Source organism: Subtercola endophyticus, assembly GCF_021044565.1.
Classification (GTDB): domain Bacteria; phylum Actinomycetota; class Actinomycetes; order Actinomycetales; family Microbacteriaceae; genus Subtercola; species Subtercola endophyticus.
This window is the reverse complement of the sequence record NZ_CP087997.1, coordinates 1330504-1350566: the sequence shown is the minus strand read 5'-3', so window position 1 is coordinate 1350566 and position 20063 is coordinate 1330504. Positions and strand designations below refer to the sequence as shown.

General features: G+C 65.3%; 22 protein-coding genes. 11 read left to right on the top strand and 11 right to left on the bottom strand.

Going from position 1 to position 20063, the window contains the following annotated elements:
• Window positions 1-3: 3 nt before the first annotated feature.
• Complete coding sequence (locus tag LQ955_RS06385; protein WP_231027343.1) at window positions 4-813, top strand: SGNH/GDSL hydrolase family protein; 810 nt, start codon at window positions 4-6, stop codon at window positions 811-813.
• Window positions 814-917: 104 nt separating this feature from the next.
• On the opposite strand, the gene LQ955_RS06380 is transcribed toward LQ955_RS06385, so the two are convergent.
• Window positions 918-1730 (bottom strand): TrmH family RNA methyltransferase, encoded by an 813-nt coding sequence (locus LQ955_RS06380; protein ID WP_231027342.1) that lies wholly within the window; start codon window positions 1728-1730, stop codon window positions 918-920.
• A gap of 95 nt (window positions 1731-1825) precedes the next feature.
• On the opposite strand from LQ955_RS06380, the gene LQ955_RS06375 reads away from it, so the two are divergent.
• Both LQ955_RS06375 and LQ955_RS06370 read left to right on the top strand, forming a co-directional pair.
• Window positions 1826-2674, top strand: coding sequence for a Sir2 family NAD-dependent protein deacetylase (locus LQ955_RS06375; protein ID WP_231027341.1), 849 nt, complete (start codon window positions 1826-1828; stop codon window positions 2672-2674).
• 99 nt (window positions 2675-2773) lie between these two features.
• The gene (locus LQ955_RS06370; protein ID WP_231027340.1) at window positions 2774-3406 is read left to right on the top strand and encodes a histidine phosphatase family protein; all 633 of its coding nucleotides are present in this window, start codon (window positions 2774-2776) and stop codon (window positions 3404-3406) included.
• Here LQ955_RS06370 and LQ955_RS06365 read toward each other — a convergent pair.
• Both LQ955_RS06365 and LQ955_RS06360 read right to left on the bottom strand, forming a co-directional pair.
• A complete protein-coding gene (locus tag LQ955_RS06365; RefSeq protein WP_231027339.1) occupies window positions 3324-4493 on the bottom strand; it encodes a glycosyltransferase family 4 protein in 1170 nt (389 codons plus the stop codon). The genes LQ955_RS06370 and LQ955_RS06365 overlap by 83 nt on opposite strands.
• Window positions 4490-5521, bottom strand: coding sequence for an alpha/beta fold hydrolase (locus LQ955_RS06360; protein ID WP_231027338.1), 1032 nt, complete (start codon window positions 5519-5521; stop codon window positions 4490-4492). Before LQ955_RS06360 ends, LQ955_RS06365 begins: the two co-directional genes overlap by 4 nt.
• A 186-nt stretch (window positions 5522-5707) precedes the next feature.
• Between LQ955_RS06360 and treS the strand changes: the two genes are divergently transcribed.
• The gene (gene treS / locus LQ955_RS06355; RefSeq protein ID WP_231027337.1) at window positions 5708-7429 is read left to right on the top strand and encodes a maltose alpha-D-glucosyltransferase; all 1722 of its coding nucleotides are present in this window, start codon (window positions 5708-5710) and stop codon (window positions 7427-7429) included.
• Between the two features lie 70 nt (window positions 7430-7499).
• Complete coding sequence (locus LQ955_RS06350) at window positions 7500-8402, top strand: exonuclease domain-containing protein (protein ID WP_313788389.1); 903 nt, start codon at window positions 7500-7502, stop codon at window positions 8400-8402.
• Window positions 8403-8582: 180 nt separating this feature from the next.
• Here the strand turns inward: LQ955_RS06350 and LQ955_RS06345 are convergent, their stop codons facing one another.
• The 3 genes from LQ955_RS06345 to glgA all read right to left on the bottom strand — a co-directional run bounded on the left by LQ955_RS06345 (window position 8583) and on the right by glgA (window position 11028).
• A complete protein-coding gene (locus LQ955_RS06345) occupies window positions 8583-8834 on the bottom strand; it encodes a type B 50S ribosomal protein L31 (RefSeq protein WP_188679140.1) in 252 nt (83 codons plus the stop codon).
• A gap of 169 nt (window positions 8835-9003) precedes the next feature.
• Window positions 9004-9786 (bottom strand): ABC transporter ATP-binding protein, encoded by a 783-nt coding sequence (locus tag LQ955_RS06340; protein ID WP_231027336.1) that lies wholly within the window; start codon window positions 9784-9786, stop codon window positions 9004-9006.
• 60 nt (window positions 9787-9846) lie between these two features.
• Complete coding sequence (glgA, locus tag LQ955_RS06335; protein ID WP_231028069.1) at window positions 9847-11028, bottom strand: glycogen synthase; 1182 nt, start codon at window positions 11026-11028, stop codon at window positions 9847-9849.
• Between the two features lie 76 nt (window positions 11029-11104).
• Here glgA and LQ955_RS06330 point away from each other — a divergent pair, with 76 nt between their 5' ends.
• Both LQ955_RS06330 and serB read left to right on the top strand, forming a co-directional pair.
• Window positions 11105-12349, top strand: a complete 1245-nt coding sequence (locus LQ955_RS06330) for a glucose-1-phosphate adenylyltransferase (protein WP_231027335.1) — start codon at window positions 11105-11107, stop codon at window positions 12347-12349.
• Window positions 12346-12990, top strand: coding sequence for a phosphoserine phosphatase SerB (gene serB, locus LQ955_RS06325; RefSeq protein WP_231027334.1), 645 nt, complete (start codon window positions 12346-12348; stop codon window positions 12988-12990). The genes LQ955_RS06330 and serB overlap by 4 nt, the downstream gene beginning before the upstream one ends.
• Before the next feature lie 217 nt (window positions 12991-13207).
• On the opposite strand, the gene fabG is transcribed toward serB, so the two are convergent.
• Window positions 13208-13918, bottom strand: a complete 711-nt coding sequence (gene fabG / locus LQ955_RS06320; protein ID WP_231027333.1) for a 3-oxoacyl-ACP reductase FabG — start codon at window positions 13916-13918, stop codon at window positions 13208-13210.
• 113 nt (window positions 13919-14031) lie between these two features.
• Here fabG and LQ955_RS06315 point away from each other — a divergent pair, with 113 nt between their 5' ends.
• From LQ955_RS06315 to LQ955_RS06300, 4 genes are all read left to right on the top strand, one after another.
• The gene (locus tag LQ955_RS06315; protein WP_231027332.1) at window positions 14032-14346 is read left to right on the top strand and encodes a DUF3099 domain-containing protein; all 315 of its coding nucleotides are present in this window, start codon (window positions 14032-14034) and stop codon (window positions 14344-14346) included.
• Complete coding sequence (locus LQ955_RS06310) at window positions 14343-14603, top strand: hypothetical protein (protein WP_390623446.1); 261 nt, start codon at window positions 14343-14345, stop codon at window positions 14601-14603. Before LQ955_RS06315 ends, LQ955_RS06310 begins: the two co-directional genes overlap by 4 nt.
• Before the next feature lie 367 nt (window positions 14604-14970).
• The gene (locus LQ955_RS06305) at window positions 14971-15504 is read left to right on the top strand and encodes an RNA polymerase sigma factor (RefSeq protein WP_231027331.1); all 534 of its coding nucleotides are present in this window, start codon (window positions 14971-14973) and stop codon (window positions 15502-15504) included.
• On the top strand, window positions 15501-16331 hold the full coding sequence (locus LQ955_RS06300) for a hypothetical protein (RefSeq protein WP_231027330.1): 831 nt from the start codon (window positions 15501-15503) through the stop codon (window positions 16329-16331). The genes LQ955_RS06305 and LQ955_RS06300 overlap by 4 nt, the downstream gene beginning before the upstream one ends.
• On the opposite strand, the gene LQ955_RS06295 is transcribed toward LQ955_RS06300, so the two are convergent.
• The 4 genes from LQ955_RS06295 to sufC all read right to left on the bottom strand — a co-directional run bounded on the left by LQ955_RS06295 (window position 16332) and on the right by sufC (window position 20060).
• Window positions 16332-17930 (bottom strand): ABC-F family ATP-binding cassette domain-containing protein, encoded by a 1599-nt coding sequence (locus tag LQ955_RS06295; protein ID WP_231027329.1) that lies wholly within the window; start codon window positions 17928-17930, stop codon window positions 16332-16334.
• 82 nt (window positions 17931-18012) lie between these two features.
• A complete protein-coding gene (locus LQ955_RS06290) occupies window positions 18013-18756 on the bottom strand; it encodes a leucine-rich repeat domain-containing protein (RefSeq protein ID WP_231027328.1) in 744 nt (247 codons plus the stop codon).
• Between the two features lie 100 nt (window positions 18757-18856).
• The gene (locus LQ955_RS06285) at window positions 18857-19186 is read right to left on the bottom strand and encodes a metal-sulfur cluster assembly factor (RefSeq protein ID WP_231027327.1); all 330 of its coding nucleotides are present in this window, start codon (window positions 19184-19186) and stop codon (window positions 18857-18859) included.
• Between the two features lie 19 nt (window positions 19187-19205).
• Window positions 19206-20060: a Fe-S cluster assembly ATPase SufC gene (gene sufC / locus LQ955_RS06280; RefSeq protein WP_231027326.1), complete on the bottom strand. Its 855-nt coding sequence runs from the start codon at window positions 20058-20060 to the stop codon at window positions 19206-19208.
• Window positions 20061-20063 lie beyond the last annotated feature (3 nt).

Sequence of the window (20063 nt, the reverse complement as noted above, 5' to 3'; positions counted from 1 at the left end):
GCCATGACCGAACCTCACCCCTGGCGCCGCTACGTCGCTCTCGGCGACTCGTTCACCGAAGGCATCGGCGACCCTGAGCCCGCAAGCCCCGGCGGGTTTCGAGGCTGGGCCGACCGGGTCGCCGAGGTTCTCAGCGCCCAGGCCGACGGCGATTTCTCCTATGCGAACCTGGCGATTCGGGGCCGGCTCATCCGCCAGATTCTCGCCGAGCAGACCGAACCGGCCCTCGAGTTGAAGCCCGACCTCATCACGATCGCGGCCGGGGGCAACGACGTCATCCGCCCCGGCACCGACCCTGATGCGATTGCCGCGCAGTTCGACGCGGGCATCGTGAAGCTCAAGAGCAGCGGTGCGACGATCGTCATCTTCACCGGAACCGACGTCGGGTTCTCGCCGGTATTCCGCAGCATTCGGGGAAAGGTCGCGATCTACAACGAGAACATCCGCTCGATTGCGGCGCGCCACGACCTCATCGTTGCCGATCAGTGGGGCTTGGCATCCATTCAAGACCCCGGATTCTGGGCTCCCGACCGCCTGCACCTGAACGCCTACGGTCACCACGAAGTCGCGCGCATGGTGCTCGCCGCGCTCAACGTGCCCAACGACCTGCAGCCGAACTCCCCCGAGCCGCTGCCCGCCGCGAGCTGGCGTCAGGCGCGCTCCGGCGACCTCGTCTGGGCGCGGCAGTACTTCGTGCCGTGGGTGCTGCGTCGGGTGCGGCACCAGAGCTCGGGCGACGGCATCACCCCGAAACGACCGGATGCCCTGCCGGTGCATTACGCGCTCACTCCCCCGCTTGGCGCCGACGACTGAGGCTGCCGCGCGTTTCGGCGGGAGTTTCGTCGGAGCACACGCGCCATGTCGACGTATTGCGGGGATACGAGCCCAGCTCCGACGAAACTCCCACGCCGGGTGGGTCAGACGCGCAAGGCCCACAGCGCGACGGCGCTCGCCGAGGCCACGTTCAGCGAGTCGACTCCGTGCAGCATCGGAATCGTGACCACCGTGTCGGCCACCGACAGCGCCTGGCGGCTGAGGCCGTCACCCTCGGTGCCGAACAGAATGGCCACGCGGGCCGGCGGCGCCGCTGCGTACTCGTCGAGCGTCACGGCGTCGTCGCTGAGGGCGAGCGCCGCGATCTCGAAGCCGGCGTCGTGCAGCAGCGGGGCGGCCTCGTTCCACTCGGGCAACCGCGTCCACGGCACCTGCAGCACCGTTCCCATCGAGACGCGCACGCTGCGGCGGTAGAGCGGGTCGGCGCAGCGCGGAGTGATGAGCACGGCATCCGCCCCGAGCCCTGCCACCGAGCGGAAGATGGCGCCGACGTTGGTGTGGTCGACAATATCCTCGAGAATCACGACCCGCCGGGCATCCTGCAGCAGCGAACTGACGCTCGGCAACGCGGGTCGGTGCATCGAGGCGAGGGCGCCGCGGTGCAGGTTGAAGCCCGTGAGGCTCTCGAGCACGTCGCTCGGCCCGACGTAGATCGGCACGTCGTCGGGCACGATGCTCCGGATGCCCGCGAGCCACTTCTCTTCGACCAACACCGATCGCGCGCGGTGCCCGGCGGCTATCGCCCGTTCGATCACCTTGCTGGATTCCGCGATGTAGAGGCCGCCCGCCGGCTCGCTCACCCGACGCAGTGCCACATCGGTGAGCCCGTGATAGTCGGCGAGAGCGTCTTCGGGCAGGCCCTCGGGGTGAAGGTCGGTAATGTGAATCACGGGCATGAAGACCCACTCTGCCAGGTGCCGGAAACATTCCGGAAAAGCGGGTTGCCTAGACTTCTGTTCAAGGCTTCGAAAGTACGAGGGAGGAGCTGACCATGGCACTTGTCGATGTCGAGAACGATGTAGCGCAGTCGTCCGCGCTCGACGAGGTCGTCGGCCTGCTCGCCGGCAAGCGCCTCGTGATTCTGACCGGGGCCGGCATGAGCACCGATTCGGGCATTCCCGACTATCGAGGCGAGGGCGCTCCCAAGCGCAACCCGATGACGTTCGACCAGTTTCTGGCCAGCCCCGCCTATCGCCAGCGCTATTGGGCGGGCAGCCACCTCGGCTGGAAGCTGTTCGACTCCGCCGCTCCCAACCGCGGGCACGTCGTTCTCGCAGAACTCGAGAACGCCGGGGTGCTCAACGGCGTGGTGACCCAGAACGTCGATGGACTGCACGTTCGAGCGGGCTCGAACCGCGTGGTCGACCTGCACGGCTCCATGGACAGAGTGCGCTGCCTCAACTGCGGCCAGATGTACGCGCGGGTGAGCGTCGCCGAGCAGATCGACGAGGCGAACCCGTGGATGACCGAACCCGACGCCGTCTCGGTGAACCCCGACGGTGACGCCGAGGTCACGAACTGGAGCGACTTCGTGGTTCCGTCGTGCACGGTCTGCGGGGGCACGCTGAAGCCCGATGTGGTGTTCTTCGGCGAGTTCATTCCGCAAGAGCGCTTCAGCGAGGCGAGCGACCTGGTGCGTGCGTCGGAGGCGATGATCATCGCCGGTTCGTCGCTCGTGGTGAATTCGGGCATCCGGTTGCTCGAGCAGGCCCGCCGGCGCAAACTGCCGGTGGTCATCATCAACCGCGGGGTGACCAAGGGCGACTCCCGCGCGACCGTCAAACTCGAAGCGGGAACGTCGGAGACGCTGACGGCGCTCGCCGCGAGATTGCTGGTCTGAGCCTGGTCTGACCCTGGTCTGACCCGCGGCACTTGATCGAGGCAGCGACCCGGCCTACGCTGAGGCCACCTGCTTTCAACCGCCGGAGGATTCGCCTTTATGACCTATCTCGCCCTCGTGCGCCACGGGCAGACCGACTGGAACGTTGCTAAGCGGATTCAGGGAAGCACCGACATTCCGCTGAACGCGACGGGGCGCAAGGAGGCGAGAGCCACAGCAGAGGTGTTGGCGCACGGGCGCTGGGACGGCATTCTGACCAGCCCTCTCGGGCGAGCCGTGGAGACCGCCGAGATCATCGCGAACGTGCTCGACCTCGGTGAGCCTGAAACCGTGCCAGGTCTGGTCGAACGGCATTACGGCGAGGCCGAGGGTCTCGACTTCGAGGAGCTTCACCGCCGGTTTCCCGCGCAGACCGTGGTTCCCGGGCGTGAAACGCACAAGCAGGTGCGCGAGCGGGTGCATTCCGCCCTCATCGAGATCGCCGAAGAACGCCCCGGTCAGGCGCTCATCGTGGTGTGCCACGGCGGCGTCATCAGCTCCCTCGTGCGCTATGCCACCGACGGCGCTCGCCCTCGAGCCGACGAACGCATCGCGAACGGTTCGGTGCACTACTTCAGTTACGTCGACGGCGAGTTGCGGCTCGACGAGTTCAACGGCGACCCCGTGAACGAGCTAGCACTGGAAGGCGCTCAAGCAGGCCCAGAAGCGCCTGCGCTGACGCCGCCCAGCTGAACGTCGCCGCTTGAACACGGCCCGCGGATGATCGTGCGGCCCACTCGGCGGCATTTTCGAGTTCTCTGACCTTCGCCACAAGTTGCTCGGGGCTGGAGGCCTCGAAATACAGGCCTGCCTCTCCCCCGATCTCGCGGAATACGGCGATGTCGCTCACCACGACCGGGGTTCCGCGCCCCATCGCTTCGACGAGCGGAATGCCGAACCCCTCGTCGAGCGATGCCGTCACCAGGGCGGTGGCGCGGTCGAGTTCGGCCACGTATTCGGCATCACTCGCCCCATTGTGAAACACCAGTTTTGCGCTCGGCGCGAGTGCGCTCAGCCGCGCCCGATCGGCATCGCGCACGGTGCTCATCAGGTGCAGCTCGTAGTCGGGCAGCAGCGCCATCGCGCGCACCAGCGTTTCGACGTTCTTATAGGGCATGAACGAGCCCATGTACACGAGCGACTTCGAGCGCGGCGTCGGGGCGGTGGATGCTCGTTCCGAGCCGTCGACGCTCACTGAGCCTTCGGGCGCTGACGCCGCCACCCCGGCTTCGAGTTCGTCGGCGGCGTTGCTCACGACCACGATCGGGCGCTTCGTGAGGTGGTGCTCTTCGACGAGGGCCTCGGTGGTGCGCGAAACGGTGACCACCGCGTCGGCGCGGTTCAAGAGCATCCGTTGTGGCCACCACGACACGTGGTAGAGCCGCCAGAGCAGGCGCAGCGGCCAGGCGAACTCGCGCGGCGGGGTCGGGTTGGAGTAGTAGATCAGGTCGTGCACGGTCAGCGCGAGCGGGTATTTACGGCCGAAGGTTCCCATCGTCTGCATCGGCGTGAACACGACATCGGGTTCGAGCGAGTTGACCTGAAGGGCGACAAGCGGCTCGCGTGGGCTCGTCGGCGAGCTGGCCAGCTTCCACGGCAGGTCGGGCAGCTTGTCGAGCTGTTTTTTGTCGCTGATGAGCATGGTGACGGTGTGTTTCCCGGCCGCGGCCCCGCCGGGGCCGACGAGTTCGGCCAGCGCGCTCACGACGCCGGCCGTGTAGCGGCTGATGCCGTCGTGCCGGCCTACACGCGTGTAGCGACAGTCGAAGACGATCTTCACGCGGAGTGCTTCCCGCTCGGCTTGGCTGCCTGGGCTCCGTGGGGCTCCCGTTCCTTCAGCGCCTGCCGCGCCTGCCGCTCGGCGACGAACGCCGAAATGGCGCGGGCGGCCTCCACGGGGCGTTCGTAGTGGATGAGGTGGCCGACGCCGTGCAGAACGACGAGCCGGGCATCCGGAATCAGCGTCGCCAGGCGCTCTTCGGCCGCGACCGGAGTGATGTCGTCACGATCGCCGGCGATGAGCAGGGTGGGCGGGGTGATCTGTGCGGCGAACTCCGAGACGTCATTGCTCACCGAAGCTTCGAAGGCCTCCACGACCACCGCGCGGTTCGAGAAGGCGCCGAAGTAGCGGTGGTGCTGGTCGTGGATCCAGGCGCGCAGCGCGCGGTTCTTCGTCTTGGCCATGGTGATGCTGATGAATCTGGTGACCAGAGCGAGCCGCAGCCACGCGAAGCCGAGCTTCTGCGGCAGCCACGCCCCCACCTTGTAGTAGAAGACCGCGAGGCGGGTGAGAATGCCGCGGGGGCCCGAGAGAGCCGGTGCCGCGATGGGATTCACCAGGATGACCCGCTCGGCCTCGAGGCCGCCGGCGAGGGCCGCCGCCACGATGATGGATCCGAACGAGTGCCCGAGAATGACTGCGTCGGGCCCGAGGTCGAGTTGTGAGACCAGATCGCGGAGCCACGCCGAGTAGCCCGCGATGTCGTGCGTGCGCTTTAGCGGCGTGGAGATGCCGAACCCGGGCAGGTCGGGCACGATGACGGTGAAGCCGGGCAGCCTCGCGGCGATCGGCTCCAGGCCGTGATGGTCGCCGCGAAAGCCGTGCACGAGCAGGATGGTCGGGGCAGAGTCGCGCGCCACGACGCCCGCCGCGGGCGAGCCGCCGTCGTCGCTGCCGCCCGATTCGCCCGTGTCACCCGCCACGGGGCCGTAGGTCCAGAGCTCGGTGGTGCCACCGAGCACGTCGAGCGAGGAGCGAGTGAGCGGTTTCGCGGCGAGCTGCGCGGCGTGGGGTGAGGGCGGAATCATCCCCACCACCCTAATCCGTGCATCCTGATACCAGCTGAAGCCGCAGCGGGCGAGGCGGAGCAAAGCGGGCATCCGCTCGCCGAAATGCAAGACCTGCCGCCAAAAACGTGAGCGGCCTGAAACCTGGTCTATCGTGAAGCGTGGGCTGCCGGCCCCTCGCCTCGAATTGATCAGGGAAGGTCTGCTGTGAGCTTTACCGCACCCATTCAACTGCCCGGACTCACGCTCGACCCGCAGTGGTTCAAGCGTTCGGTGTTCTACGAGGTGATGATCCGCTCGTTCGTCGACAGTAACGGCGACGGAGCCGGCGATCTCGCGGGCTTGGTGTCGAAACTCGACTATCTGCAGTGGCTGGGCATCGACGGGCTGTGGCTGCCGCCGTTCTTCGATTCGCCGCTGCGTGACGGTGGGTACGACATCTCGGACTACCGCGCGATTCTGCCCGAATTCGGTTCGGTCGACGAGTTTCGCGACCTCGTGACCAAGGCGCACGAGCGCAACATGCGCATCGTGATCGACCTGCCGCTGAACCACACCTCTGACGCGCACGACTGGTTTCAGCAGTCGCGCGAAGACCCCGATGGCCCGTACGGCGACTTCTACGTCTGGAGCGACACCGATAAGAAGTACGAGAACATGCGCATCATCTTCGTCGACACCGAGGAGTCGAACTGGACCTTCGACCCGGTGCGTCGACAGTTCTTCTGGCATCGCTTCTTCTCGCACCAGCCCGACCTCAACTTCGAGAACCCCGCGGTGCACGAGGCCATGTTCGAGATCGTTCGGTTCTGGCTCGACCTCGGCGTCGACGGCTTTCGGCTCGACGCGATTCCGTACCTCTACGAGTCAGAGGAGGGTAACGGCGAGGGCGAGCCGAAAACGCACGAGTTCGTGGCGAAGCTGCGCAAGATGGTGGATCGCGAGTATCCCGGCCGCATCATGATCGCCGAGGCCAACCAGTGGCCGCGCGAGGTGGCCGCATTCTTCGGCACCGACGAAGACCCCGAGTGCCACATGGCCTTCGACTTTCCCGTGATGCCGCGCATCTTCTATTCGCTTCGCTCGCAGACGGCGGGCGAACTCATCCGTACTCTGTCGGAGGTCACCGAGATTCCCGAGTCTGCGGGCTGGGGCGTGTTCTTGCGCAACCACGACGAGCTCACGCTCGAAATGGTTTCGGAAGAATACCGCCAGGCGATGTACGGCTGGTATGCCTACGACCCGCGGATGCGCGCGAACATCGGTATCCGCAGGCGCCTCGCTCCTCTGCTCGACAACTCGCGCGCCGAACTCGAGCTGGCGCACGCGCTGCTGTTCGCACTCAACGGCTCGCCGTTTCTCTATTACGGCGACGAGATCGGCATGGGCGACAACATCTGGCTGCCCGACCGAGACTCCTCGCGCACGCCCATGCAGTGGACCCCCGACCGCAACGCCGGGTTCTCGACCGCCGACCCGGGCAAGCTGTTCTTGCCGGTGGTGCAGTCGCTCGTCTACAACTACACGCTGGTGAACGTCGAGTCGCAGCTCGCCCAATCGCGCTCGATGCTGCACTGGGTGCGCAACGTGATCCACGTGCGCAAGGCGCATCCGGCGTTCGGGCTCGGCGACCTCAAAGTGGTGCCGACCAACCACGAGTCGGTGCTCGCCTTCGTGCGCTCGTACGCGGGCTCGGCGAACCAGTGGGGGGATGCTCCGGAGCGCATTCTCTGCGTCTTCAGCTTCGCGCACAACCCGGTGTCGGTGACGCTCGACCTCAGCGAGTTCGCCGGTCGTCGCCTCAACGATTTGTTCGGTGGAGGGGAATTCCCCACCGTCGGTTCGGATGGTGCTGTGGCGCTCACGCTGGCGACGCAGAGCTTCTACTGGCTGAAGATCGGTCAGCCCGCCGCCGAAGAGGTGTATTAGAACGACCCAATTCCGCACTCGCCGGGAGGCTCGCCTGGCAATGTCGGTAGCCCGCCCTAGTGTGAATTCCGTGGAACCGACAGAGCACCTCCTCCAGCCGACACTCTTCGACATCGAGCCGGCAGAGGTGCTGCCGCTGGTTGAACCGCACGGCCGGCATGCAGTGGCCGAGCGCCCGGCGGCGCCATTCGTACCGGTGTCGCGGCAGGCCGCTGAAGCCGCCGCGGGCGCGTTCTCGACGCGAGCAGAGCCACGGGCATCCACCGCCCTGCTCGACGCACCGGCGGGGCCCGCGTGGGCGCACCGGCTCGCCGTGTTCGACCTCGAGACCACCGGAATCGACGTCGAAACGAGCCGCATCGTCACCGCGAACGTGAGCATCATCGACCACCTCGGTGTCACCCAGTCGCGGTTCGACTGGATGGCCGACCCGGGAATCCCGATTCCCGCGCAGGCGTCGGCCGTGCACGGTGTCAGCACCGAGCGTGCGGTCGCCGAGGGTCGTTATGCGCCCGACGTCATCGCCGAGATCGTGGATGCTCTGACCGCCGCCCTCGACGAGGGTCTGTCGATCGTCATCTACAACGCCCCGTACGACCTCACCCTGCTCGACCGCGAGGCCCGCCGCCACGGCATCACTCCCCTGCGCGAGCCGCTGCCCGTGGTCGACCCGCTCGTCATCGACAAGGCGCTCGACCGCTATCGCAAAGGAAAGCGCACGCTCGAGGCAGCCGCTCTGCATTACGAGGTCGACCTCTTCGACGCCCACGACGCCGGTGCCGACGCCATCGCCGCGGGCCGCGTCGCCCAGGCCCTTGCCCTGCGCTTCGAGGCCGAACTCGACATCACCAGCGAGCAGCTGCACCACTCCCAGGTCGCCTGGGCTCGTGACCAGTCCGCCTCGTTCCAGGACTACATGCGCCGCACCAAAGACCCCACCTTCACCGCCCGCGCCGCGTGGCCCATCGGCTAAGGGGCCAGCGCGCGGCGAAAACGGAGGAGATTTCGAGGTGGTGCGGCCCTATTGGGCCTACGGTGTCGATATCTCCGCTGTTTTGCATGGCTCGGGCACACAAAGAGGGCGGATGACCGAAGTCATCCGCCCTTTGCGTGCGTCAAGCCGGACGGGGGCCGGCTTGACGGTAGGTACTGCCTACTTGCCGAAGCCCTTGTAGCGGCTGTTGAACTTCTCGACACGACCGGCCGAGTCGAGGATGCGCTGCTTGCCCGTGTAGAACGGGTGCGACTCGCTCGAGATCTCGACGTCGATGACGGGGTACGTGTTGCCGTCTTCCCACTCGATGGTCTTCTGGCTCGTCACGGTGGAGCGGGTCAGGAAGGTTGCGCCCGAAGCCAGGTCGCGAAAAACGACGGGCAGGTAGTCGGGGTGAGTGTCGGTCTTCATGGAGGGAATCCTTGATGCTACTTGAGGGGTGAGAGTGAAGTGGTGCAAAAGTCATGGCAGACATGCCGAACAGCGGCAGGGCCAGCTAGAGAGTCTATCAGAAGAACCGGATGATCACGAAGCGCGCCGAGCATTTACGAAGTCGATTCACGCAGCCGATACGCGCGCGTCACGCGGCCCGCGCGGCGTATCGCCCGTCGGATTCGGTGAGCACGATCGGCAGCCCGAAGGTGGTCTCGAGATTCGCGGCGGTGAGGGCTTCCTGCAGCGGCCCCGCCGCCACGATCTGCGCCTTCGAGATGAGCAGTACGTGGGTGAAACCGCGCGGGATCTCTTCGACGTGGTGCGTCACCATCACGATGGCGGGTGCCGAGGGAGCCGAAGCATAACCGCCGAGCAGCTGCAGCAGTTCTTCGCGGGCGCCGAGGTCGAGTGAGGCAGCCGGCTCGTCGAGCAGCAGCAGTTCGGGGTCGGTCATCACCGAGCGCGCGATCTGCACGCGCTTCTGCTCGCCGTCGCTCAGCGAGCCGAAGCGGCGCTGTTCGAGGTGGTCGAGCTTCCACTCGGCCAGCACGCGCTGGGCGCGGCGCAGGTCGATCTCGTCGTACTGCTCGTTCCAGCGACCGGTGACGGAGTACGCGGCGGTCAGAACGACGTTGAGCACCGTTTCGTCGGCCGGAAAGCGCTTCGCCATTGCCGACGACGCGAACCCCACGCGCGGGCGCAGTTCGAACACATCGACACGGCCCATGCGCGAGTCGAGAATCTGCGCGGTGCCGCTGGTGGGGTGCACCATCGCCGAGGCGAGGTTCAGCAGGGTCGTCTTGCCGGCTCCGTTCGGGCCCAGAATGACCCAGCGCTGATCGGCGTCGACCTTCCAGTTGATGGAATCGAGGATGCGGTTTCCGTTACGAACGACCGACACGTCTTCAAGGTCAAGAACTGTGGGCATGCCCTCAAGCCTATCCGCCGCCACGACCTCGAATGGACAGAATCGCCCCTCTCGGCACGCTCAGATCAGGCTGCGGTAAATGCGTTCGGTTTCTTCGGCGATCTGCTTCCAACTGAACGTGCTTTCGGCCCGCAGCCTGCCGGCTGCGCCCATCGCGCGAGCACGCGTGGGGTCTGCGACCACTTCGGTCAGAGCGGCCGCGAGATCGTGCACGAATCGCTCCGGATCGATCGGAGTGCCGGTTCCATCGGTGACCTGATCGATCGGCACAAGTCTCCCCGTGACGCCGTCGTCGACGACCTCAGGGATGCCGCCCGTCGCGGTGCCCACGACCGGCAGACCGCACGCCATCGCCTCGAGGTTCACGATGCCGAGCGGCTCGTAGACCGACGGGCACACGAAGACCGTTCCGCTTGTCAGCACCGCAGAGAGATCACGCTGGCTGAGCAGTTCGGGAATCCACACGACACCAGACCGCTGCTGCTGCAACTCGCGCACCCCCGCCGTGACCTCGGCGAGGATTTCGGGCGTGTCGGGGGCGCCGGCGCACAAGATGAGCTGAACATCCGGTGGCAACTGCGCAGCGGCGCGCAACAAGTAAGGCAGGCCCTTCTGCCGCGTGATGCGCCCGACGAACACAACGGATGGTCGGGTCGTGTCGATTGCGTGGCGCTCGAGTACTTCGTCGTCGTACACCGGCTTCCACTTCTCGAGGTCGATGCCGTTGTAGACGACACTGACCCGGTCTTCGGGAATAGACGGGTACGAGCGCAAGATGTCGTTGCGCATGCCGCCACTCACAGCGATCACCGAGTCGGCGGACTCGAAGGCGTTCTTCTCGATCCACGACGAGAGCCGGTATCCGCCGCCGAGTTGCTCGGCCTTCCACGGGCGCAGCGGCTCGAGCGAATGCGCGGTCACGACGTGCGGAATGCCGTGCAGCATCGAACCGAGTTGACCCGCGGCGTTGGCGTACCACGTGTGCGAGTGAACCACGTCTGCTCCCGCGACGTCGTTCGCGATCTGCAGGTCGACGCCGAGCGTCGTGAGCGTCGGATTCGCGCCGACGAGTTCGACCGGCGGGCGGTAGGAGAACACGCCCTCTTCGCTGCGAGGCTCACCGAAAGCGCGCACGATGACGTCGATGTTCACTCGCAGGGCTTTCACGAGTTCGGCGACGTGCACCCCCGCTCCGCCGTAGACCTCGGGTGGGTATTCTCTGGAAATCACATCGACGCGCACAACCATGAACGTAGTACCAATCGGGCCGTGCGTCGAGGCTCATCGGCGGTGCGATTCACGGCCTATTGTTAGAGCTATGGCTGCATCAAAGAAGATTTTCGGCATCGTTCTCGCTGGTGGCGAAGGTAAGAGGCTCATGCCCCTCACTGCAGACCGAGCGAAGCCCGGTGTCCCGTTCGGCGGCGGTTACCGCCTCATCGACTTCGCCCTCTCGAACCTCATCAACTCGGGGCTGACGAAGATCGTCGTGCTGACTCAGTACAAGTCGCACAGCCTCGACCGGCACATCTCGCAGACCTGGCGCATGACCGGGCTGCTCGACTCGTATGTCGCCTCAGTGCCGGCTCAGCAGCGGCTCGGCAAGCGCTGGTTCAGCGGCTCGGCCGACGCTATTCTGCAGAGCCTGAACCTCATCCGCGACGAGAAGCCCGACATCGTGGTCGTGGTCGGCGCCGACCACGTGTACCGCATGGATTTCGCGCAGATGGTCGAGGCGCACATCGCCTCCGGCCTGCCCGTCACAGTCGCGGCCATCCGTCAGCCGATGGAGCTCAGCGACCAGTTCGGTATCATTCAGACCGACCCCGAGAATCCGTCGCTCATCACAGAGTTTCTCGAGAAGCCGAAGACGGCGGTCGGCCTCGCGGATGCTCCGCACGAAGTGCTCGCTTCGATGGGTAACTACGTCTTCAACGCGGATGCCCTGATCGACGCCGTGATTCGCGACGGCGAGAAGCCCGAATCGAACCACGACATGGGCGGCGACATCATTCCCGACTTCGTGTCGCAGGGTCTCGCAGGCGTGTACGACCTGTCGCGCAACGAGGTGCCCGGAGCGACAGACCGCGACCGGTACTACTGGCGCGACGTGGGTACCATCGAGTCGTTCTACGACGCCCACCAAGACCTCATCTCGGCGCTGCCGGTGTTCAACCTGTACAACAGCGCCTGGCCCATCTACACGCAGCAGCTCAACTCGCCGCCGGCAAAGTTCGTGCGCGACGCGAAGGGCAACAGCGGAACCACGATCGAGTCGATCGTGTCGCTCGGCTGCCTCATCTCGGGCGCGCGCATCGAACGCAGCGTGCTGGGGCCGTGGGTCACCATCGAGTCGAGTGCGTTAGTGCAGGACTCGGTTCTCTTCGACCGCGTGCACATCTATCCAGACGCCGTGGTTCGCCGCGCTATTCTGGACAAGAACGTGGTGGTCTCAGCAGGCGCCATGATCGGAATCGACCACGCTCGCGACCGCGAACGCGGCTTCACTGTGACCGACACGGGCATCACCGTTGTGGGCAAGGGAGTAACCGTAGAACCATGACCACAGCCCGTTTTCTGGTCGTGCTCGATGTCGATTCGACACTGATCGAAAACGAAGTGATCGAAATGCTTGCCGATTGCGCGGGCAGCCTCACCGAGGTCGCTGCAATCACCGAGCGCGCCATGTCGGGCGAACTCGACTTCGAGCAGAGCCTGCGCGCCCGCGTCGCCACGCTCGCCGGCCTGCCGACCTCGTGTTTCGAAGAAGTTGCAGCGGGCATCCGGGTCACCCAGGGTGTGCCCGAGCTCATCGCCGGCCTGCACGCAGCGGGCGGGCGCATCGGAGTCGTCTCGGGTGGTTTTCACGAGCTGCTGGATGCCCTGGCCGAAGACCTCGAACTCGATCACTGGCACGCCAACCGCCTCGAGGTCGCCGACGGACGCTTGACGGGCAACGTGCGCGGCCCCGTTGTGGATGCCCAAGCCAAGGCCGACGCGCTGGTGGAATGGGCCCGGGTCGCGGGCCTGCCGCTGGCTCAGACGGTGGCCGTGGGCGACGGAGCTAACGATCTGCGCATGATGCAGTCGGCCGGGCTCTCGGTCGCGTTCAATGCGCGCCCCATCGTGCGCGCTCAGGCGCACCTCGCTCTCGACACTCGTGACCTCTCCCAGCTGCTCCCCCTGCTCGGCCTGCGCGGCTGACGCGGCCCCGCCATCCGCTGCAGCGCGGGCTTGCGGGCTTGCGCTCCACGCGTGCAACAGAGGCGCGGTAGTTTGGCGCACGCGCGGTAGTTCGAATTACCGCGCAAGCGCCAAACCAACGCGCGGGCACCGAACTACCGCGTGCGATCCCTGATGGGTGGGCGGGGTCGGGGTGCGAACGGTGCGACGTGTAGTCTCTCCCAGACTTCCGGCCGGGTCAGTGGCCCATGCCGAGTCCACCGTCGACGGGGATGACCGCTCCGGAGATGTAGGCGGCGTCGTCACCCGCGATCCAGGTGATGACCTTCGCGACCTCGGCGGGCGTAGCGAAGCGGCCCACGGGTATGGACTTCTTGTAGTCGGCGAGCTGGGCATCCGGCAGCTCGGCGGTCATATCGGTCTCGATGAGCCCGGGTGCGACGACGTTCGCTGTGATGCCCCTCGAACCGAGTTCGCGGGTGAGCGAGCGGGCCATGCCCACAAGTCCCGCCTTCGAGGTGGAGTAGTTGACCTGGCCGGCCGCGCCCAGCAGCCCCGAGACGCTCGAGATGAGGATGATGCGGCCGAACCGCGCCTTCATCATTCCCTTCGAGGCCCGCTTCACGACGCGCCAGGCGCCCGTGAGGTTGGCGTCGATGACGTCGGTGAAGTCGTCTTCGGTCATGCGGATGAGCAGGGTGTCGCGCGTGATGCCGGCGTTGGCGACCACGACTTCGACCGGCCCGAGCGCCGCTTCGACCTCGGTGAAGGCGGCGTCGATGGATGCAGCGTCGGTGACATCGGCGCGCACGGTGAGTGAACCGTCTGGGCCTTCGCCCGAGCGCGCGGTGACGGCGACTCGGTGGCCCTCGGCCACGAACTCCTCCGCGATGGCGTAACCGATGCCGCGGTTGCCTCCCGTGATGACTACGGTGCGGGGAGTCGTCATGGCGGAGTCCTTTTCGTGCGGTGTCAACCCAGGCGTTTCGTGGGCCGCATATCAGCTTAGGAGACTCAGAGGGAGCGTAAACTCAAAAGATCCCCGTTCGAAGTGGCGCACACATGAAGAAGCAACAGCAGTCGGTTACGTCTCTGCCCCAGTCCCCGCTCGAAGAGCGGCACTCGCGCATGATCAAGTACTCGATTGCCATGGGCGTTCGTCTGTTGTGCCTTGCGGCTTTGCTCTTCGTGCACGAGTGGTATTTCATGATCGCGCTCGGCGTCGCCGCCGTGGTGTTGCCCTGGCTCGCCGTGGTGATCGCGAATACGGGAGCGAACACGCCCGGCACCATGAGTTCGCCCGGCGGGCAGATGGTGGCGTTCGACCAGGTTCCCCCGACGACGCGTCAGCGCGAGTACGGCGGGCGCCCCGAGTGAGCGAACCGTTCGGGCTGGGGCTAGCGCCCGAGCCGGGCTCACGGGAATGCTCGCGCGCCGGCTGCCGCAGTGAGGCGGTGTGGTCGATCGGATGGCGTAACCCGCGCATCCATTCGGCCGACCGCGTGAAGGTGTGGGTCGCCTGCGACGAGCACGTCGAGTTCTTGCGGGAGTTCTTGCTGGCGCGCGACTTTCCTGTCGCCGTGACGCCGCTCGACGCCGCCGACGGTGCAGAGGTAGCGCCCGCCGCCCAGTGACGGCTCGAGTCGGGTCGGCTCGACTCGGCTCAGCGACGTCTCGACTCAGATCTGTTCGTGCTCTGCCTCGTTTCAGTCACGTCTGGGCTCCGTGAAAGAGTTCGCGATTGCGGCTACGGCCGCGTCGCCGCATTCGCAACCGAGCGCCCAGAGCAGATGCTGCCCGTCTGGCCTCCGGTCACCGTGCCAATACGCGACGTGCTGACGATGAATTCGAGAGTGTTCATCCACTCACATCATGTGAAATTGGCTCATTCCGTACCTGGATGACATAAACTCAAAGAATTCTCCCTGCCCGGTTGCAGCGTTGCCTCTGCCGGACATTTCCCTAGTGTGGCCGCTCATCAGGCCCGGAAACGAGGATCGATTGTCTCCACCACCTCATGCCCATTTCGAGCAGGTCTATGCCGACCACTACGCCGAAGTACTGCGGTTCGTGACGCGGCGTGCGCATCCGCTGAACGTCGACGATGTCGTCAGCGAGACGTTCATCGCTGCCTGGCAGCGACGGGATGCACTGCCGATGCCAGCGCTGCCGTGGCTCTATCGCACCGCCCGCAATGTGATGCTGAATTCCGCGCGCGGTTCGGGTCGTCGGCAGGCGCTCACGATGCGTATCGCGACGCACGCGCCGGGCACCCAGACCGATGACGTTGAAGCTCTCGAGCGTCAGCTCGACCTTCGTGCCGCCTTCGGCACGCTCAGCGCCGCCGACCAAGAGGTGCTCGCCCTGCACGTCTGGGAAGACCTCGATGCCCGCTCGGCCGCGGCCGCGATCGGATGCTCGCGAGCCACCTATTCCATGCGCCTCACCCGCGCCCGCCGTCGCCTCGCCGCTCTATTGCGCGAGACACCGGCACCCGTACCCGCTTCACCTCTCACGCTAGGAACCACCCCATGACCGCTCACCTCGCTTCCCCACCCCTCGAAGACCTGCACGCTCTTGATCCCGCCCCGCCCACCACTCTCACCGCCAGCCAAGCCGCTCGCCGAGATGCTCTCTTCTTGCGCGTCACCTCAGCCGAGGTTACGAAGCGATCCCACGCAAAGAGCCGCCGAATTGTGCTCGGTGGATTGGGGCTCAGTGCTCTGACCGTTGGTGCCTTTGTAATCGGTCTCGTGGTGACCACAGGAGCCGTGACACCGCAGCCTGCGGTTTCCAACTTCGCGCTTCCCGCCAGAGGAGAACTTGCGAGTTGGACATCGACTCCAACGCCAACACCGCCATCACCCGCACTCGCCGACGCATGCACGCAAGCGAGTGCGACGCATCCAGCGACCTCGAAAGACATTCGGGTGTTTACCAGCGAGGTTCGTGGCGCTTTCACCGCTCAGATGATGCAAGTCGGTGACGAAACGGGATATTGCATCTCGACTCCATCCGCGGGCGCGAGCTGGATCCTCATACCTGCCGATAACATCGTCGACGCTTCGCCCGTCACTGCTGCTCAGGTGAGTGAGGCGTGGGTACAAGACGCGTCGTTACCCGACGATCTCGGAAATGCTGTGCTCGTGGGCGGGAGCGCCGGCGAGGATGTCATCGGAGTCCGGGTCCACCGAAAAGACGGCACCTTCGTCATCGCAACGGTGAACAACGGGCACTGGTCGGCATGGTGGCCCTCCGGAGAATCCCCAGAAGGTGACGTTCGCTCCGAATCGGGAGTGTTCGGCGACGAACTCGATTTTACGACGACCGACGGCGCCACGCACGTCATGACTACCTGGTAGTTACGCGAGCTCGATGAGCTCTTGGTACTCCTTGTTCCAGTGGTCTTCGGTGCCGTCGGGCAGGATGAGCACACGCTCGGGGTTCAGTGCCATGACGGCGCCCTCGTCGTGGGAGACCAGAACTACTGCGCCCTCGTAGTTGGCCAGAGCATCCAGAATCTCTTCGCGGGACGCCGGATCGAGGTTGTTCGTGGGCTCGTCGAGCAGCAGCACGTTGGCGCCCGAGACGACGATCATCGCCAGAGCGAGCCGGGTCTTCTCTCCACCGGAGAGAACCCCGGCGAGCTTGTGCGAGTCGTCCCCGGTGAATAGGAACGAGCCGAGAACCCGCCGCGCCTCGGTTTCGGTGAGGTTCGGCGACGACGACACCATGTTCTGCAGCACGGTGCGCTTCACGTCGATGGTCTCGTGCTCTTGCGCGTAGTAGCCGATGCGCAGGCCGTAACCGGGCTCGACCTGGCCGGTGTCGGGCTTGTCGATGCCGGCCAGGATGCGCAGCAGGGTAGTCTTTCCGGCACCGTTGAAGCCGAGCACGACGACTTTCGAACCGCGGTCGATGGCGAGGTCGACGGCCGTGAAGATCTCGAGCGAGCCGTAGCTCTTCGAGAGGTCGCTCGCCATGAGCGGGGTGCGACCGCAGGCCACGGGCTCGGGAAAGCGCAGCTTCGCGACGCGGTCGACCACGCGGGTCTCGTCGAGGCCCGAGAGCATCTTCTCGGCGCGGCGCACCATCTGGTGAGCGGCGGCCGCTTTTGAGGCCTTTGCACCGAACCGGGCGGCCTGCATCTGCAGCACGCCGGCCTTCTTCTCGACATTGGCGCGCTCTTTCTTGCGGCGCTCTTCGTCGGAGGCACGCTGGCGCAGGTAGTTCTTCCAGCCCATGTTGTAGATGTCGATGACGGTACGGTTCGCGTCGAGGTAGAACACGCGGTTCACGGTCTCTTCGACGAGCGCCACGTCGTGGCTGATCACGATCAGGCCGCCCTGAAAGCCCTTGAGAAACTCGCGCAGCCAGACGACAGAGTCAGCGTCGAGGTGGTTCGTCGGTTCGTCGAGCAGCATGGTGTCGGCGCCGGAGAACAGGATGCGGGCCAGCTCGATGCGGCGGCGCTGTCCGCCCGAGAGGGTCGAGAGCGGCTGGTCGAGGATGTGGTCGGGCAGGCTCAGGTTCGAGGCGATCGAGGCGGCTTCGGCCTCAGCAGAGTACCCGCCGAGAGCGTTGAAACGATCATCCAGGTTGCCGTACTTCTTCATGGCCTTGTCGACGACTTTGGGGTCACTCGACGACATATCGAGTTGTGCCTGCTGCATCTGCAGCACGATCTGACCGAGGTCACGAGCATCCAGGATGCGCGTACGAGCGAGATCTTCGGGGTTGCCCGAGCGTGGATCTTGCGGCAGATACCCGATCTGACCCGAGATGTCGATGCGGCCACCGTCGGGCTTCAGTTCGCCGGCCAGGGTCTTCGTGAGCGTGGTCTTGCCCGCGCCGTTTCGCCCCACCAGACCGACTTTGTCGCCGGCCGAGACGCGAAAATTCACGTCTGACATCAGAATCCGGGCGCCAACTCGCAGCTCAAGGTCATGCACACTGAGCACGGGAATAGTCCAAATCTTTGGTCGCGTCGCCGCGGCAGGGGTGGGAGGGAGTCTCTCCAGTATAAAACGAGTGCGCCTGTTACTATTCCCTGCCCCCGACGGCACCGAGGCGAGCGGCCCGTCTTATTCGTGCGGTCGTCTTGCCACGGTGCGACCCATCGGGCATGCGAATGCCGATGCGCCCCGCTCGCTCGAGCTCCGTGACGTCAGTTACACGCGTTCCTTCAAGGTTGAGCAGGTGCAGCCAGGGAAGGCGAGCGAGTGGCGAGATGTCGGCAACGTCGGTGTACGACAGATCCAGTTCGACCAGTCGATCGGCCGACCGGAGCGGTGAGATGTCGGTCACCGGAGTGTGGGCCAGCGAGAGCACGAGCAGCTCACTGAGGCGATCGACCACGGTGACGTCACGCACAGGAGTTTGTTCGAGGTAGAGGAATTGCAACCTCGACGGCGCTGACAGCGAAGACAGCGACGATGCCCCGGTACGCGAGAGGTTCAGGCGGCGTAGCCGCGTCAGCCCGCGCAGAGCAGTCACGTCGATGAGTCTGCCGTTACCGGAGAGATCCACGTCTGTGAGCCGGACCAGGCTGGTGACGGGCTCGAGTTCTCTGATGTCGCACCCGGCGGCGTGCAGTGCCTCGAGGTTCGCCAGACGTTCGATTCCAGAGAGGTCTTGTGCTCCGAACCTCGAGAGATCTAGCCCGATGACCGTGTTGAACTGCTCGGGGTCGGCGTGTCGAGCGTTGGTGTGAACCGCCGCCGACACCGCTCGCGCGACGCGTGCATCGCGAAACGGCTCAGATCGCACTCCGTCGGAAGCGCTCACGCCGTCTTACCCACGCGGCGCCTTTCTTCTCGGTCAACTACGTCGACATCGAGAATAGCAACAATTACTCAGCTTCTGCCAGCGCGGCAGGGTAAGTCGATCAGATCGAGAAGCCGAGCGCCCGCATCATGTCTCGACCGTCGTCGGTGATCTTGTCGGGGCCCCACGGCGGCATCCATACCCAGTTGATGCGAAAGGCTTCCACCACGCCGTCGAGCGCCTCGGCGGTCTGCTCTTCGAGCACGTCGGTCAGCGGGCATCCGGCGCTCGTGAGCGTCATGCTGATAATCAGGGCGTTGTTCTCGTCGTCCCAGCCGAGGTCGTAGACGAGCCCGAGGTCGACGATGTTGACGCCGAGCTCCGGGTCCATGACGTCTTTCAACGCCTCTTCGACCTGGTCGTACTTCGTGGGTTCGAGTGTGGTGACCATAACTGAATCCTACGCGCGATCAGGCGTTGACGGCCGGCGCGGCCGAAGAAGCAGAAGCGGCGACAGAAGCTGCGGAAGCGTCGGCGGCTTCGGCAGAAGCGATCGCTGCTGCGGCGGCGGCACTCGCCTTGACGTACTCGTCGTAACCCTCGTTCTCGAGCTGAACGGCGAGCTCGGGTCCGCCCGACTCGACGACCTGGCCGGCGACGAACACGTGCACGAAGTCGGGGGTGATGTAACGCAGAATGCGGTTGTAGTGCGTGATCAGCAGAACCCCGAGATCGGTGTTCTCTTTGGCGCGGTTCACGCCCTCTGACACGATTTTCAGCGCGTCGACGTCGAGGCCCGAGTCGGTTTCGTCGAGCACGGCGAACTTGGGCTTCAGCAGTTCGAGCTGCAGAATCTCGTTACGCTTCTTCTCGCCGCCCGAGAAGCCCTCGTTCACGTTGCGCTCGGCGAACTGGCTATCCATGCGCAGCGCGGACATGGTCGATTTCACGTCTTTGATCCAGCCGCGCAGCGGCGGCGCTTCGCCGTCGATCGCGGTCTTCGCGGTGCGCAAGAAGTTGGTGACGGTGACACCGGGTATCTCGACGGGGTACTGCATCGCGAGAAAGAGGCCGGCACGGGCACGCGCATCCACCGAAAGCGTGGTCATCTCTTCGCCGTCGAGCAGAATAGATCCGCTGGTGACGTGGTATTTCGGATGCCCGGCGATCGCATAGGCGAGCGTCGACTTACCCGATCCGTTCGGGCCCATGATGGCGTGGGTCTGGCCCTGCTCGATGCGCAAGTTCACGCCGCGCAGAATCTGCTTCGAACCCAGTTCGGTGTCGACGCTGACGTGCAGGTCTTTGATTTCGAGTACAGACATTTT